Raw genomic sequence first — 16,344 nt, 5'->3', positions numbered from 1 at the left:
TATAGCTAAGCAGATAACGTCAACCTAAATATTGAATTAAACATAACATCTAAGCCTCCATTTTAGAAATCAAAGATTTGTTTAAAATAGGGCCTAAATTGCTATTTTCATTAAAAAACAAAACGTTAAACTTCTTCCTCATGCAAAACCAATATGGGGATTGAGCTACTAAAGGTCTGTTTCAAGGTTACACTATCATCAAATATTCGCGTTAAAAGGTCTTTCTTACTTCGAATAAGGCAAAGTAAATCTGCATTATTTTCGGTTAAATAAGTATTTATATCCTTATTAATATTACCAGAACCTTGAATGTTTTTGACTTTTAGATTTAAATCACCATACCGTAATTCATCTAAATGAAACTCATCTGTTGTACCCAAAGCAACATGCAAAGCTGTAGTAGTACTATCATTTAATTTTGAAATTAAACTTAAGGCACTAAGATTGGTTTTTTCTAATAATTTTATATTATTTAAAGCAAAAATGATATTCAGAGGACGGTTTAAATTATATTTAGATGGTACAACGACAACAGGTGCTTTAGTTTTTGAAATAACACCACCTGCAATACTTCCTAAAAAAACCTCCTTAAGACCACTTGCGCCGTTAGTTCCCATTACAATTAAATCAAAAGCATCTGAATTTCCATAACTAACGATGGCTTGCACAGCATAACTTTTAACGAGCTGTGTTTTAAACTGTACATGTGGAGACGTTTTCTTAATTTTCTCTAATAGGGTTTTTAATTTCTCTTTCGCATCTTTTATTAGGAGACCATCAATAGATTTCATCATTAATGCTGTAGAATGAGTGCCAAAAATATGCAATACTGTAACTTCTAATGGTGAAGAGTTAAATATCTGGCATGCATAGGCTAAAGCCTTTTCTGAGGTTTCTGAAAAATCAACTGGAACTAGAACTTTTATCATTGTTAGTTAGGTTTTGAATAGTTATAAAATTACGTAAAAAAATAAAATTAAAAGACTTTTCTGCAAGATCTTGAATGTTTATAGTCTTATTTTTAATTCAACATATTATCAGTTAAAACGAAATATTATAACAAACTACGCTTTAGGTTTATAATAAAATCTGATATATGTCAGTCCTTCATCAAAATTAATTTAATATTTTAGTAAAGTTGATATTGCAATTTTCATGTAAAATTCGAAGTATTCAACCATTTTTATAAAAATTTAAATTTAAAATAACATGAAATTATTAGACAATATTCTACTAGGAGAAGATTTTGGTAAGTCTTCAAAAAATACTTTAGAGTCTGCTATTATCTTAGCTAAAACGTTTAATTCTAAAGTAACACCAATATTTGTACTTCCAGACGATATTGTTAATGAAAAAGCTAAAAATTTACTGGAGGATGCAGCATCCCAAAAATTAAAAGAAACAATAGAGAATATAGCAAAACATGGCATAAAAACTGGTGAACCATTATTAAGACATGGTTCTGCTATAGATGCTATTGCTAGAGCTGCTGTAGAAATTAATTCAAATCTGTTAGTTTTAGGCGCTGGTGATAGCTCCGTAAAACAAAATTTTAAGCTAGGAACTACAGCAGAACGTATTATTCAGAAAAGTGAAAAACCAGTTTTTGTTGTCAAGGAAAAGACGTCTTTAAATATTAGACAAATACTTTGTCCAATTGATTTTTCTCCAGCCTCTCAACGCGCATTAACAAACGCTATCATTATCGCTAAAAAATTTAAAGCACAACTTACAATTCTATCGGTATGCGAAATTCAAACAGCATCTTGGTTTATCACAAATGAAGTGACAGAAATGGAAAATAAAGCCAGATGTGAAAAACATAAGGCCAAATTTGAAAGTTTCTTAAAAGGATTTAGTCTTTCTGGTTTGAATTGGCTGCCAGAAATACCTCAAGGCATTGCGGCCGAAGAGATTTTAAAAACAGTATCAAAAAAATCAATAGATCTTTTGGTAATGGGTACTGCAGGCAGAACTGGCTTAAACCGTTTAATGTTAGGTAGCGTTACAGAAAAGGTAATTAGAGAAGTGCCATGTTCGTTCTTGACTTTAAAATCTGAAGATGCCTTAAGTTTAAGTTTAGACTCAAGTATTAAAGACCTAGAAGGATATTACAAAGTTGGCGTACAGCTTTTGGAAAATGGTTTTTATGATGAAGCGTTAGGTCAATTTAAGGCTTGTTTAAATATTAATAACATGCACATACCTTCATATATTCAAGCAGCAAAAGTCTATGACAGTATTAATGAGCCAGAAAAGGCTAAACTATATCGCAACCAAGCCTTTGATATTAAAGAAAAATTATCCTATGGTAAAATTGAAGATGAAGTTCGTAAATTGAGGGGAAGCTAAGTAACAGATGGATATGCAAAAAGCAAAAGGAAAAGTAGTTAGTGTAAATGAGTCACTTGTGGGTGTTATAATTACCCAAGGGGCCGTGATGAATGGTGAAGTAGCTTACATAGTTATCGAAGATGGCAAACGCCTAAAATCTGAAGTAATTGATGTAAAAACTGGACAGTTTGTGTATTTACAAGTTTTTGAAGATACAAGCTGGATGAAGGCGGGTGATTTGGTTGAATTTTCTGGATTACTTTTAGCTGTAAAATTAGCCCCTGGAATTTTAGGTTCTGTTACAGATGGACTTCAAAATCCACTCTATGAATTGGCCAAGAAAGAATGGTTTTTGGAGCGAGGTTTAGAGGTAGAGCCTCTAAATAACAAAACAAAATGGCATTTTACACCAACTGCAAATAAAGGCGGGTTTGTAACAGGGGGTGATATTTTAGGTGCTGTTCCGGAAAAAATTTTTAAGCATAAAATTTTTGTACCGTTTTCTCTTCAAGGTGTTTTCGAATTAATTGAAATTGCTCCAGAAGGTGATTACACCATAGATGAGACCATTGCCAAAATAAAGGATGAGGCAGGAGCCGTTCAAGAGCTAACGATGTCTTTTGAGTGGCCCGTGAAAATGGCGATGCCTTTTTATGAACGTTCTGTTCCTGAAAAACCTATGCCAACAGGCATACGCATTTTAGATGCCTTATTTCCTATTGCTTATGGTGGCACAGCTTGTAACCCCGGGCCATTTGGTGCTGGTAAGACTGTGCTCCAACACAGTTTGGCAAAACATTCACAAGCCGATATTGTTATTATCGCTGCCTGTGGTGAAAGGGCTGGTGAAGCTGTAGAGGTTTTTAAGGATTTTCCAAAACTCTTAGATCCGCGTACAGGTAAATCCCTTATGGATCGCACATACATTGTTGGAAATACCTCTTCTATGCCAGTAGCTGCAAGGGAAGCGTCTGTTTACCTAGCAACATCCGTTGGTGAATATTATAGAAAACAAGGCCTCAATGTGCTAATCTTGGCAGATTCAACATCGCGTTGGGCACAAGCTTTAAGGGAAACCTCTGGCAGAAAGGAAGAGATTCCTGGACCAGAAGCATTCCCTATGTACATTTCAACATTAATTTCAGCTTTTTATGACAGAGCTGGTGTGGAAATATTTAAGGACGGAAGTTCGGGGTCGCTTAGTATTATTGGTACTGTATCTCCAGCAGGTGGAAATTTTGATGAGCCTGTAACTCAAGCAACATTACTTAGCACAGGGGCATTTTGGGGTTTGTCCAGAACCTTATCTGATGCTCGTAAATATCCCGCAATAGACCGAATTGATAGTAATTCACAATATCCTTCACTCTTAAAAAAAGAGGAAGTAGCTCATTTGTTAGAGCTGCTTCGTGATGGAAAATCAATAGCCTCTAACATTCTTTTAATGGGTGAAAAAGGTATTACAGACGAAACCTATATTCGGTATCATAAAGCAGAGCTTTTAGATGCTGTATTTCTTCAGCAAAATAGTTTTGATGAGGTAGATGGAGTTTCCAACCCTAGCCGTTTGCGAATTATGTTTGACATGATTTTAAAAATTATTGATGCTCCTTTAAATCTAAAAGGAAAAGACAAGATAAGATCTCATTTTAATTTTATAAGACAAGCTTTTTTAGATTGGAATTACATGAAAATAGATGACACGAACTTTGATGAACAGAATTCAAAACTTTTAAACTTGATTAAACAAAGAGCTTATGCTACAGAAGACCTATGATAAAATAGATAGTATTGGACGCTCTATACTTAGTATAAAAGCAAAAGGTGTTCACAATAAGGAACTGGCCGAAGTTATTTATCCAAATGGCGATAAAGCCTTTGCTCAGGTTATAGCTATTAATAATGAACAAGTAACCCTTCAGCTTTTTAGTGGGGGATTTGGTGTATCTACCAATTGTAAAATCCGGTTTTTAGGAAAGCCTATCCAAGTAGGTTTTTCAGATGATATGTTAGGAAGAGTATATTCTGGAAATGGAAAACCTATTGATGGTGGTCCAGAATTATTAACAGATATGGTAAGGATTGCAGGGCCATCCATAAATCCTGTAAAACGATTGATTCCCAAGGAAATGATTCGTACAGGTGTTCCCATGATAGATGTTTTTAATACATTAGTTCGTTCTCAAAAAATACCCATATTTGCCAAAGCAGGTGAACCGTACAATCGTCTTTTGGCTAATATCGCTACACAAACAGATGCGGATGTGATTATCATTGGTGGAGTAGGATTGAAATATGATGAATTCCATTATTTCAGACAACGCATTGAGGAAGCTGGAAGTAAAAATAAAACCATCATGTTTGTGCATACGCATAGAGACTCTATCGTTGAAGGTCTGATGGTGCCTGATTTAGCTTTGGCAGTTGGGGAGAAGTTCGCCCTTCAGGGTAAGAATGTTTTTGTGCTATTGTCCGACATGACACAATGGTCAGATTACCTAAGGCAAGTCGCCAATGCGCAAGATCAAATCCCAGCAAATCAAGGTTATCCTGGCGATTTATATTCCCAACTTGCTAGTCGTTATGAAAAAGCCGCAGACATAGATGGCGCAGGTAGTTTAACCATTTTGGGAGTTACCACCATGGACGATATTACACATCCCGTACCAGATAACACGGGTTATATTACAGAAGGTCAATTTTATATGAAAGATGGTTATCTTGAACTATTTGGTTCTTTAAGCCGTTTGAAACAGCAAGTAAATGAAACCACAAGAGAAGACCATAGAAGCATTATGAATGTTATGGCCCGGCTATTATCAGAAGCGGAAGAGCGGGTGAAAGCGCAAAAATTTGGATCTGTAAAAGATGATTATTCTTTTAGATTGTTAGATTACCGTAAAACATTTCAGAAAGAACTCATGGATCCCTTTAGATATTTAGAATTAGAAGATGCGCTAGACCTTTGTTGGGATATTTTAGCTCGCTATTTCAAAAAGGAAGAAGTGGGACTTTCATCCAAACTCATTGACTCTTTTTGGCCAAAAGAAGGACAGTATAAAATTTTAAAACCTCACAACAATGAGTGATAAGAACTTAGAAAATTTAATAGAAACCATAAAGCGAGAAGCTATTGAAGCTGCTGATATAAAAGTTGCTGAGATTTTGGAAAATGCTAAAAAAGAGGCAGATGCTATCATTAAATCTGCGGAAGCAAAAAAAGCATCCTTGATAGAAGAAGGCGAAAAAATTGCGGAATCTACCATCAATAAAGGTCAAAATGCCCTAAAACAGGCCGCAAGAGATTTAACTATTATACTTCATAACGATATAAAACATTTATTTAATGAAGTTTTACAGCAAGAAGTTGATGCATCGTTTACGCCGGATCTTGTTAAAACTGCTGTTTTAAAAATTTTAGAGCAAATAGGTACAAATACAGAAGTACAACTGCCCGATTCTTTAAAAAATGAAGTAGCTGTTTATATTCATAAACAACTTCAGCAGTCAAAAGATGTAACAAAAATCAGTGCCAATTCTTCCTTAGTTAAGGGTTTTGCAATAGCTAAAGAAGAGGAAGGCTGGAGCTACCAGATTACACCTAAGGAGGTGACGGAACTTTTAAAATCGCAATTAAGTAATCAATGGAAAGAAATTTTAAGCTCTAAACAGTAATTATGATAAGTGGTAATCTTGAGTATTTAATGACTAGTCTGCCTCATTTGCAGTTTACTAACTCGGTTGAAGCTAGAAATCGTGTATATGCTATTTTTAAGGCGTATGCATTAAATGAAGAGTCTTCATCACTTACAAACGTACTAAACCAAGAAGCTGCCAAATACCTATCACCCGAAAAAGAAAAACTTTTCAATCAAATAGAATTAAAAACAATACATGCATCAGAATTTCAAAATAGTAAATACAGCGTATTATCTGGTTTTTCAACTTTCTATTTAGCATTAAAACACAAACTGAAATCACTCAGGGAAACTCGAAATGAACCCTCTGAATTAACCAATACATCAAGCAACACACTAGTGTTAGAACCCGGCAATCCTTTGGAACAAGAAATTCAAATTATGCATTTGCAATGGGAAGAAGTAGAAAATCTGTCTATTGGTCATTTTTCAGATTTTGACGCCCTTGTAGCTTACAAGATAAAACTGTTTTTGATGCAAAGATGGTGGAGTTTTGATGAAGCAGTTGGATTCGAGAAATACTTAGATTTAATAAAAATGAGGAACGATGGGTGAGAAGATTTTAATGAATAAAAACACCCTTGCCGCGCTAAAATTAGAGCTGAAGGAATATAACGTAGCACTGCCTGTTTTTGAAATGAAAGAGCAACAGTTGAAAGTCTTGATTCAGTCTATCACAGAGCGTATCTCTAAATTAGAGGCCTCTGTAGAAAGCACAAATGAAGACATGAAGCCTTGGGTAGGTGTGTTTGCAGAAGATGTTGAAGATTTAAACCATGCTGTGAAAGTAAAAAAATTGACTACCAAATCCAGGGAAGTAGCAGGGGTACCTATAAAGGAGTTTGAAAATATTGATTTTGAAGACACAAATATAGACACCTTTCATACCCCTTTTTGGGTGGATGCCGCTGAAGAACTGATTAAAGATCAAAAGACCAATTTAAAAATATTAGAGTTGGAACAAAACAATATGCTATTGGTTCAAGAAGAGTTGGACGAAGCGAGGCGCATGAAAAATGCATTAAAAGAGGTTTTTATTCCCGAAACAGAGGATAATATTAGAAAAATTGAGATTTATCTGGGTGATGTAGAACGTTTAGCTATTGGTTGTGCCAAACTCGTAAAAAAGAAAAAACAATATAAAAAAGCCGTTTTATGATTGTTAGGATGAAAGAAATATTCCTTTTTACTTCATCAAAAAAAGCAGATGAATCCATTTATCAACTTGGTGAATTGGGTGTTGTGGATATACAAGAAATTAATGTATCTACAAATTCTACTATTGAACGTCATAAAAACAACATTAAGGATACAGAGGACGCTATTGCGTATTTAGAGGCGCATGAAAAAAAATCTAAAAATATTGAAAAAACGGGTCCTTATTTAATACATGATCCTAAAAGAATGGTTGAAAGAATCCTGAAAGCGAAAGACTTTGAGGTCAGTTGTAATAATCGCTTAGAATACCTAAATCAGCAAATAAAGTGGTACCACACTTGGGGTGAAAATGTAAAAACAAAACACATTGAGTATCTCAAAGAAAGAGGTATAAATCTAAAATTATATTTACTAGATAAACAACTTATTTCAACCATAGAGAAACAACATACCATTTTCGTTCTTGGTGAATTTGAGGATAAAGTTCTTACTGCACTTTGCAGTTTATACCCATCAGAACAATTGGAGTTCAAAGAAGTTGACATACCAAAAGAAACCTTTGAAAGTTTACAAGAACAAATCTTAAGAAAAGAGCGGCAACTTGTAGAACTAGAAGTCTTTCTAAATAGCCACGTAAAATACAAATATGTTTTAAAGGATTACCTATCATCTTTGGGCAATTACTTAGCTGCGGAAGAAGCTATAGAACACATGGGTACTATTAAAGATACATGTAGATATCTTAAAGGTTACCTTCCAAAAGTCGATATAGCGCGTTTTAAAATTGTAGCTAACAAGAATAATTGGGGTTATCATATCTCAGAACCTCAAGAGCCAGAGCATGTGCCTGTTTATATTAAAAATCCAAAGTGGATTGAGATTATAAATCCCATAATGAAATTTATAGATATTTTACCGGGCTATAAAGAAGTAGATGTTTCTATTTATTTTCTTATGGCTTTTGCCTTGTTTTTTGCCATGCTTGTTGGAGATGCTGGTTATGGGCTTATTTTCCTGTTTATCACCTTAATATTTAGAAAAAAATTACAAAAGCAGATGCGTATTTTGATATTGGTTTTAAGTATATCAACCATCATATGGGGTGTTTTAAGCGGCACTTATTTTGGTTCTTCAGAAATTGCTCAAATGCCCATATTTAAAGGTTTAATAATAGATAATATTGCTAGTTTTGGTATAGACAATGTATCATTTATGATGCACCTATCTTTTCTTATTGGTGCTATTCATTTAAGTATTGCTCATAGTGTAAGAGGTTTACAATTTATAAATTCTATAAAAGTGCTGAGTCAATTAGGGTGGATAGCCTTGGTTTGGGGACTTTTCTTCATCACAGAACAATTGGTTTTAGGTATTCCTATGCCTTTTTGGGGACAATGGCTTTTTATTGCTGGTGGACTTTTGGTAACCTTATTTTCAGCAGAAAACAAAAACTTTTTTAAAAGTATATTAACATCCATTGCAAATTTGCCGTTGAGTTTAATAAGTGGGTTTTCAGATATTGTATCTTATGTAAGACTTTTTGCGGTGGGTATGGCTACTGCTGCGGTAGCTGCAAGTTTTAACGGTATGGTATTGTCTTCCGGAATAGAGAACATGGGTTTTTTAGAAATTTTAATGGCTGCTATTGCTCTTTTATTAGGTCATGCTTTAAATATCGCATTGGCACTTATGGCAGTTATGGTTCATGGCATTCGATTAAATATGTTAGAATTTGCTAGCCATTTAGGTGTTGATTTTTCAGGTGAAGCTTATCGGCCCTTTAGGCTTATCTCTGATGAAAATTTAAAGAAACCAGAAAAAATAAATACTAAGTAAAATATAATAACCACAATAAATGACACTATTATGATAGAAATAGCAATAATTCAAAATGCAGTTCAAGGTTTAGGAGACATGGGCTTGTCCTTAAGTATCGCTTCAATTGGCTCTGCCATAGGAACAGGCATAGCTGGTATGGCAGCAATTGGTGCATGGAAAAAAATGATTACAAACGGACAAAAAGCATCAACGGCCATGCTCATTTTTGTTGGCGCACCTTTGTCTCAGGTAATTTATGGGATGATTTTAAAAAACGCCATAGCAGATGCTAATTTAGCCCCAGAATCATATATATGGCAAATTATAATTGGTTTGTTTGCGGGAGCTGCAATGGCTGGTTCTGCAATTTTTCAAGGTAAAACAGGTGCCCGAGCCTGTGATGCTATTGCCTCGGGAGCGAATGATACTGCAAAATATATCATGGTAATTGGTATTGTAGAAACAGTGGCTTTATTTGTGATGATTTTCACAATGACTGGTTTGCCAGGAAGCTAAACTAAATCAATTTTTTTAATAAAATAGAGAGCCATTTTTTTCAAAGGCTTTTTTATTTCGTATTTTTAAGAGGATAAATTAATTCTTATGATAAATAAGGAAGTTGCAAATGTTCAAGAGGCCTTAAAGGGTGTGACGGACAATATGGTTTTAATGCTTGGGGGCTTTGGGCTAAGTGGTATTCCAGAAAAAGCCATTGCCCAACTTGTAAAACTGGGTATTAAGGGTTTGACCTGTATCTCCAACAATGCTGGTGTTGACAATTTTGGTCTGGGGTTGCTTCTTCAAAAGCATCAAATAAAAAAAATGATTTCATCTTATGTGGGTGAAAATGAAGAATTTGAACGCCAAATGCTTTCTGGGGAATTGGATGTTGAATTAATACCGCAAGGTACTTTAGCCGAACGATGTAGAGCAGCACAAGCTGGATTTCCCGCATTTTATACACCAGCGGGCTATGGTACCGAAGTTGCAGAAGGTAAAGAAACCAGGGAATTTAACGGAAAAATGTATGTTTTGGAATATGCTTTTAAAGCTGATTTTGCTTTTGTAAAAGCATGGAAAGGCGATGCGGCTGGCAATTTAATTTTTAAAGGAACAGCTAGAAATTTTAATCCCGTTATGTGTGGTGCTGCAAAAATAACGGTTGCTGAGGTTGAAGAATTAGTACCACTTGGAACGTTAGATCCGAACCAAATTCACATTCCTGGGATTTTTGTCCAACGTATTTTTCAAGGTAAACATTATGAAAAACGGATAGAACAAAGAACTGTTAGACAAAAAGATTAATCAATTTAATAATTATATAATTTGAAGATGAGGAACGATTCAGAGAATTTAATTGTGAGATTGACATTTGAATTAGCACTTGATGTAGTTTCTTTTTCAGAAAAAATAAGAGCTAATAATAGGTTTGAAATGGCTTCGCAAATTTTTAGAAGCGGAACCTCAATTGGGGCTAATATTAGAGAAGCTCAAAATGCTGAAAGCAAAAGAGACTTCATTCATAAATTTAAAATTTCAGCAAAAGAAGCAGATGAATTAGAATATTGGTTGAAACTTTGTCAATCATCTGAACATTATCCAAATCCAGATGAAAAATTATTAAAAAATTTAAAATCTGTCATTTTAATTATATCTAAAATTATATCATCAAGTAAAAAAGCATAATTGACTAACTTTCAAATCAGCACATTAATAAATCAGAGCATGTTAGATAAAATAGGAATTGCAAAACGGTTAGCAAAAGAACTTAAAGATGGCTACTATGTCAATTTGGGAATAGGGATTCCTACTTTGGTAGCCAATTATGTTCCTAAAGGCATAGCCATTGAGTTTCAGAGTGAAAACGGTGTATTGGGCATGGGCCCATTTCCTTTTGAAGGTGAAGAAGATGCCGATATTATTAACGCAGGAAAACAAACCATAACAACGTTGCCAGGAGCTAGTTTTTTTGACTCTGCTTTAAGTTTTTCAATGATTCGTGGTAAACATGTCCATCTCACTATTCTTGGGGCTATGGAAGTAGCTGAAAATGGCGATATAGCCAACTGGAAAATACCCAATAAAATGGTAAAAGGAATGGGAGGTGCCATGGATTTAGTTGCTAGTGCAGAAAATATCATCGTTGCCATGATGCATACCAATAAAGAAGGTGAATCAAAATTGCTTAAACGGTGTACTTTGCCATTAACAGGCGTTGGGTGTATAAAAAAGATAGTAACTAATCTAGCAGTGCTAGAGGTTACAAATAAGGGCTTTAAACTTCTGGAAAGAGCTCCCGGGGTTTCTATTGAGGATATAAAAAACGCTACCGAAGGCACACTAATTATAGAAGGCCATATTCCAGAAATCACTTTTTAAACTACGAAAATCCACCTTAAATCGACGAAATGTCCAACAAAAAATAAATTTCATCGATTTTTTTTGTTTTTAAACAGATATTTAAAAATAATGTTACATATTAGCAATCCTCAAATAAGCCAAAATTAACCATAGATTTCCCCAAATCTACCTTAAACTTAGTACTTATGAATTACGCAGCTAATCTACCTGAACTACCTACAAATGAAGACAGCAAATTCAAAGAAACATTAAGAGAGAATTTGCAGTTTTTTAAAAGCCTACTTTACATTACAAAAAAACTATTCATGCTATAATCCTTTGGGTATAGCATGAATAAGTTTTTTGGTGTATTCTTTTTTTGGATGGTTGTAAATCATATCGGCATCATCTAATTCCTCAATGTGTCCTTGATTCATGACCAATAATTGATCGGACATATATTTCACTACGGCTAGGTCGTGTGAAATAAAAATATAAGTAAACCCAAAAGTGGCTTTTAATTCGTTCAACAAGTTTAATACTTGTGCTTGAACTGATATGTCTAAAGCAGAGACGGACTCATCGCAAACAATTAATTTTGGTTGTAACGCTATAGTTCTGGCTATACCAATACGTTGGCGCTGACCACCAGAAAACTCATGAGGATATCGGTTGTAATAGTCTTCAGATAAACCAACCCGATTTAAAATGTCGATCACTTTTTCTTTTCTTTCTTTATCAGAATTATAAAGCTGATGGACTTTCATGGGTTCCATAATTGCTTCTCCGACAGGAATTCTTGGGTTTAAAGAAGAATAAGGGTCTTGAAAAATAATTTGAATGTCTTTTCTAAGGTTTCTGGTGTCGGTTTTAGAAAGTTTTGTAATATCAATACCTTTATATAAAATTTTTCCAGCAGTGGCTTTATCTAATTGAAGAATGGCATTGCCTAAGGTTGATTTTCCACAGCCAGATTCACCAACCAGTCCTAATGTTTCGCCTTCAAACAATTTAAAACTAACATTATCGACCGCTTTAAAGGATTTTGGTTTTGTAAACCATCCCGATTTTGAAACATACTCCTTTTCAACATTTATAACTTCCAATAAAGGTGGTTTACTGTATAATGTTTCATGATTTTGTTTTCGCTGTTCTGAAGTTATGATGTCTTTCGATACGGAATTATTCAAATAATCTTGAATAGTAGGTAATACTTTTAATCTTGTTTTTAAGGAAGGGCGAGAATTAATGAGTGCTTTTGTATAGGTATGTTGAGGTGCTTTAAAAATATCTGAAACCGTTCCCTGCTCAACAATTTCTCCTTTATACATCACTAAAACCCTGTTGGCAATTTCAGAAATAAGCGCTAAATCATGCGTAATAAAAATGATGCTCATTTTAGTTTTAGCTTGCAACTCTTTTAATAATTCGATGATATTTTTTTGAACGGTAACATCGAGTGCGGTAGTTGGTTCGTCGGCAATTAAAATATCTGGTTTACATGCTATGGACATCGCAATCATAACACGTTGTTTTTGTCCGCCCGAAATTTCATGTGGATAGGCCTCATATACACGATTTGGGTCAGGTAATTTTACCTGTTCAAAAAGCGATAGGGTTTCTTGTTTGGCTTGTAACTTGGATAGGTTTTCATGTTGCAATAGGATTTCCTGAACTTGTTTCCCGCAAGTCATGGACGGATTTAAAGAACTCATGGGTTCTTGAAAAATCATGGCTATTTTTTTGCCTCGAATGGTTTGAAACGATTTTGATGATAAGGTTGTTAAATCATTATTCTCATACATGATACTACCGGAAGTTATTTTGCTGATATTTTTTGGAAGCAATCCTAAAATAGCTAAAGAGGAAACCGATTTTCCTGAACCAGATTCACCAACAATGCCCAATATCTCATTTTCAAATAAGTTATAGAACATATTATGAATCACTTCATTTATTCCAAATGAAATGGAAAGGTTTTCAACACTTAATATGCTCGTTTTCTCCATTTAAATATGAATAATATCATCGTCAGTTAATATGGAATCACCACGAAGGCGCAAGAATATTTGAGCTACCGCTACGGTGTCTTTTTCACAATAGGTAATAATCCTATCAATTTGATTTTCTTCATAATACACTCGGTAAACTTCGCTGCCATCAATATCATCTTTAGGGGATGGAATGCCTAAAATATGTGTTAAAAGTTTTAAAGAGGTGTAGTTTTTATAATCACCAAACTTCCATAATTCCAAAGTATCTAAATGTGGTACTTCCCAAGGTTTTTTGCCAAAAAGATTGAGTTTATGTGGCAATTCTATATTGTGAATAATCATGCGACGAGCGATGTATGGAAAGTCAAATTCCTTACCATTATGTGCACAAAGTACATGTTTTGTTTCGCTAAAATGAGTTATGAGTAGGTTTTTAAAATCCTTTAAAATTTTTATTTCATCTCCAAAAAAGGACGTAACCCTGAATTGCCTTGTATCGCCCTGAAGTTTAAAATAACCCACCGAAATACAAACTATTTTGCCAAATTCTGCCCAAATACCAGCGCGTTCATAAAAGTCTTCTGCGCTTTCATCTTCTTTTCTTTGGTATTTCGATTTTAAGTCCCAAAGGGTTTGTTTGGTTTTATCTAAATCAGAGAACTGTTGCACTTCAGGAACGGTTTCAATATCTAGGAATAATATGTTTTCTAAATTTAGTTTTGAGATCATTTAATGAAGTGTTTGCTTATTGTTAAACATTATGAAATCTGATATTTGTTAATCATTTTTTCAATTTGAAGACGGTGCCTTAAGATATGAACAATGGCATGTTCTATAATTCCTTCTAAGTCATAAGTTGACCATGAGGTTTTGATTAATGTATTTAATAATTCGTCATCTGTCAACAGCCATTTATCTTCAAAAGTTTTAACGGTATAGTCAAACATTTTGTCGAGCTCTAATACGCCTTGATTTATGTTATCAATTTCTATTTCATAAACAACATAGCTATTTCCAAATCTTTTTCTAATATGATTTGCATAAACATATCCTGAACGAACAACATGAAGAACTATATTTTTTATTGATTGAAAATCTTTTTCAGCTTCTTTGTTGTAAATTTTCATAAATTCTGCATTAGGAATTTTCAATAATAATGTTTTTAATTCATTAAGTGCTTTTTCGTATTCATCAGTTAAAGCTCCTATAGCACCTTTTCTATATATATTCTGCATATCAAAAATTTCAAGTTATTTTCTCCCCATCATTTTATAGGCTTCTTCTATATAAACCGTAACATCATCGGAAAATTGGCCAACGCCTGCATCGGGCGATTTTTTATGTCCTAACCGCACAATAATCACATTATCATTAGGCTCAACAATCACATATTGCCCAAGATGCCCGCGCATCATAAAAAAATGTTTGTCACCAACATCTTTTAACCACCATCCGTAGCCATATTGTGGACTTTCTTTAAATCTTGGGGTAATCGATTTTATCACAAAGGCAGAATCCAATACTTGTTTTCCGTTCCATTTACCATAGTCTTTATATAGTTTTCCAAAACGCGCGAAATCTTTGGCGTTGCTGGAAATACAACAAAATGTTTTTGCCAATTGGTTTGTGTCATCGTCCAATTGCCAAAGTGCATCTTCAGTGGCGCCTAATGGTTGCCAAAAACTTTCTGAAAGATATTGTGCGAGTTTTTCACCTGTTGCTTTTTGAATGATCATGCCCAATAATTGAGTGTTGCCACTTAAATATTCAAATGATTTTCCAGGCGTTTTTACAATTTTTTGGGTTAATATGGTTTTTTCTAAATCGGACGCATAATTAGCTCGAGCGGTTACTGAAAATGGGCCTGTATAATTTTCTACCCAATCCAGCCCAGAAGCCATGGAAGCCAAATCGCCCACGGTCGTTTTTGTATCATTATATTCAGGATAAAAATCACTAATGGGTTGATCCAAACTTTTTATATGCCCTTCCATAATAGCTTTACCGAGCAGCGATGTAGTAATGCTTTTTGCCATGGAAAAAGAATTGGTTTTCGAATTGGCATTAAAACCATCATAATAATTCTCAAACCAAACACTGTCATTTTTTATAATGACATAAGCCACGGTTCCCCAATCTGTATTGACTTTAGAAAGCTTTTCGGTCTCTTTTACTGAATTGTAATTTTTATGAAGAGGCCATGGTTGTGGGTTGTTTCCCTTTTTTATAGTATCATTTTCAAAATAGGGGTAATCATCAATAAAAGCAGTCGTGTGGCCAGTAAAATACACAATACGAGCTCCTCTTATAATGTAACTATAACCAGTAATATAAAGTAAAGCAACAATGAAAATTATACTAATAATAATCCATTTAAGGAATTTTTTCAAGAATTTCATGTAAGTTATTTAGTAGAAATAAATATACTAATTTATGGTGAATTTCTTGATATTATAAAAATGTGAACGTTAAAATAAAGATTGTTGCTTAAAGGGACTTTCATGATGTAACAACCATTCTTTACGATGAAGTCCACCAGCATAACCTGTTAAACTACCATCTTTACCAATAACACGATGGCAAGGCACAATAATCCATAATGGGTTTTTGGCATTGGCGTTTGCAACAGCACGAATCGCTTTTACGTCGCCAAGTTGTTTTGCTAAATCTAAATAAGAAACCGTTTTTCCATAAGGAATTTGCTCTAACTGTTTCCAAACTTGTTTTTGAAAATTGGTGCCTTCGGGATTTAATTTAAGGTCGAATTTTTTTCGTATGCCTTGAAAGTATTCTTGTAATTGAAACGCGCAATCCTCAAGAAACACCGGAATAATATCAGTTATTTTTTCTTTAGATTCCTGCTTTCGTAGGAAAGACAAATTATTCGATTTTCCTTCGGAAAGTTCTATATTATCTAAAACTATTACAGATGAAATGCCATTTACATCACCACTGATTTTAGTGTAACCTATAGGCGATTTGATGATGCACTCATCCATTTA

17 protein-coding genes are annotated in these 16,344 nt (G+C 34.2%); 11 read left to right on the top strand and 6 right to left on the bottom strand.

Annotation, left to right across the window (positions count from 1 at the left end):
• Positions 1 to 125 precede the first annotated feature (125 nt).
• A complete protein-coding gene (locus tag CSW08_RS06445) occupies positions 126 to 929 on the bottom strand; it encodes a universal stress protein (protein ID WP_106659092.1) in 804 nt (267 codons plus the stop codon).
• 280 nt (positions 930 to 1,209) lie between these two features.
• Here CSW08_RS06445 and CSW08_RS06440 point away from each other — a divergent pair, with 280 nt between their 5' ends.
• From CSW08_RS06440 to CSW08_RS06390, 11 genes are all read left to right on the top strand, one after another.
• Positions 1,210 to 2,352 carry a universal stress protein gene (locus tag CSW08_RS06440; protein ID WP_106659091.1) on the top strand — a complete coding sequence of 381 codons (1,143 nt, stop codon included), beginning with the start codon at positions 1,210 to 1,212 and terminating at the stop codon, positions 2,350 to 2,352.
• A 13-nt stretch (positions 2,353 to 2,365) separates the two neighbouring features.
• On the top strand, positions 2,366 to 4,111 hold the full coding sequence (locus CSW08_RS06435) for a V-type ATP synthase subunit A (protein ID WP_106659200.1): 1,746 nt from the start codon (positions 2,366 to 2,368) through the stop codon (positions 4,109 to 4,111).
• Positions 4,092 to 5,423 (top strand): V-type ATP synthase subunit B, encoded by a 1,332-nt coding sequence (locus CSW08_RS06430; RefSeq protein ID WP_106659090.1) that lies wholly within the window; start codon positions 4,092 to 4,094, stop codon positions 5,421 to 5,423. The genes CSW08_RS06435 and CSW08_RS06430 overlap by 20 nt, the downstream gene beginning before the upstream one ends.
• Positions 5,416 to 6,009, top strand: a complete 594-nt coding sequence (locus CSW08_RS06425; protein WP_106659089.1) for a hypothetical protein — start codon at positions 5,416 to 5,418, stop codon at positions 6,007 to 6,009. The genes CSW08_RS06430 and CSW08_RS06425 overlap by 8 nt, the downstream gene beginning before the upstream one ends.
• Positions 6,010 to 6,011: 2 nt before the next feature.
• Positions 6,012 to 6,587: a DUF2764 family protein gene (locus tag CSW08_RS06420; RefSeq protein ID WP_106659088.1), complete on the top strand. Its 576-nt coding sequence runs from the start codon at positions 6,012 to 6,014 to the stop codon at positions 6,585 to 6,587.
• A complete protein-coding gene (locus tag CSW08_RS06415) occupies positions 6,580 to 7,191 on the top strand; it encodes a V-type ATP synthase subunit D (protein WP_106659087.1) in 612 nt (203 codons plus the stop codon). The genes CSW08_RS06420 and CSW08_RS06415 overlap by 8 nt, the downstream gene beginning before the upstream one ends.
• Before the next feature lie 8 nt (positions 7,192 to 7,199).
• Entirely contained in the window at positions 7,200 to 9,026 is a 1,827-nt protein-coding gene (locus CSW08_RS06410) for a V-type ATP synthase subunit I (protein WP_157831433.1), read from the top strand.
• A 30-nt stretch (positions 9,027 to 9,056) separates the two neighbouring features.
• Complete coding sequence (locus CSW08_RS06405) at positions 9,057 to 9,524, top strand: V-type ATP synthase subunit K (protein ID WP_106659085.1); 468 nt, start codon at positions 9,057 to 9,059, stop codon at positions 9,522 to 9,524.
• An 87-nt stretch (positions 9,525 to 9,611) separates the two neighbouring features.
• Entirely contained in the window at positions 9,612 to 10,313 is a 702-nt protein-coding gene (locus CSW08_RS06400; protein ID WP_106659084.1) for a CoA transferase subunit A, read from the top strand.
• Between the two features lie 27 nt (positions 10,314 to 10,340).
• Entirely contained in the window at positions 10,341 to 10,694 is a 354-nt protein-coding gene (locus tag CSW08_RS06395) for a four helix bundle protein (RefSeq protein ID WP_106659083.1), read from the top strand.
• Between the two features lie 39 nt (positions 10,695 to 10,733).
• Positions 10,734 to 11,387 (top strand): 3-oxoacid CoA-transferase subunit B, encoded by a 654-nt coding sequence (locus tag CSW08_RS06390; RefSeq protein ID WP_106659082.1) that lies wholly within the window; start codon positions 10,734 to 10,736, stop codon positions 11,385 to 11,387.
• 290 nt (positions 11,388 to 11,677) lie between these two features.
• Here CSW08_RS06390 and CSW08_RS06385 read toward each other — a convergent pair whose 3' ends face one another.
• From CSW08_RS06385 to CSW08_RS06365, 5 genes are all read right to left on the bottom strand, one after another.
• Positions 11,678 to 13,357 (bottom strand): ABC transporter ATP-binding protein, encoded by a 1,680-nt coding sequence (locus CSW08_RS06385; RefSeq protein WP_106659081.1) that lies wholly within the window; start codon positions 13,355 to 13,357, stop codon positions 11,678 to 11,680.
• Positions 13,358 to 14,071, bottom strand: a complete 714-nt coding sequence (locus tag CSW08_RS06380; protein ID WP_106659080.1) for a 3'-5' exonuclease — start codon at positions 14,069 to 14,071, stop codon at positions 13,358 to 13,360.
• A 29-nt stretch (positions 14,072 to 14,100) separates the two neighbouring features.
• The gene (locus CSW08_RS06375; protein WP_106659079.1) at positions 14,101 to 14,577 is read right to left on the bottom strand and encodes a DinB family protein; all 477 of its coding nucleotides are present in this window, start codon (positions 14,575 to 14,577) and stop codon (positions 14,101 to 14,103) included.
• Between the two features lie 15 nt (positions 14,578 to 14,592).
• Positions 14,593 to 15,732, bottom strand: a complete 1,140-nt coding sequence (locus CSW08_RS06370) for a serine hydrolase domain-containing protein (RefSeq protein ID WP_106659199.1) — start codon at positions 15,730 to 15,732, stop codon at positions 14,593 to 14,595.
• 78 nt (positions 15,733 to 15,810) lie between these two features.
• Complete coding sequence (locus tag CSW08_RS06365) at positions 15,811 to 16,341, bottom strand: methylated-DNA--[protein]-cysteine S-methyltransferase (protein WP_106659078.1); 531 nt, start codon at positions 16,339 to 16,341, stop codon at positions 15,811 to 15,813.
• Positions 16,342 to 16,344: the final 3 nt, after the last annotated feature.

This window comes from Confluentibacter flavum (genome assembly GCF_002843175.1).
Classification (GTDB): Bacteria; Bacteroidota; Bacteroidia; order Flavobacteriales; family Flavobacteriaceae; genus Confluentibacter; species Confluentibacter flavum.
Note: the sequence above shows the minus strand (reverse complement) of the source record. Positions and strands in the feature narration are given on the sequence as shown.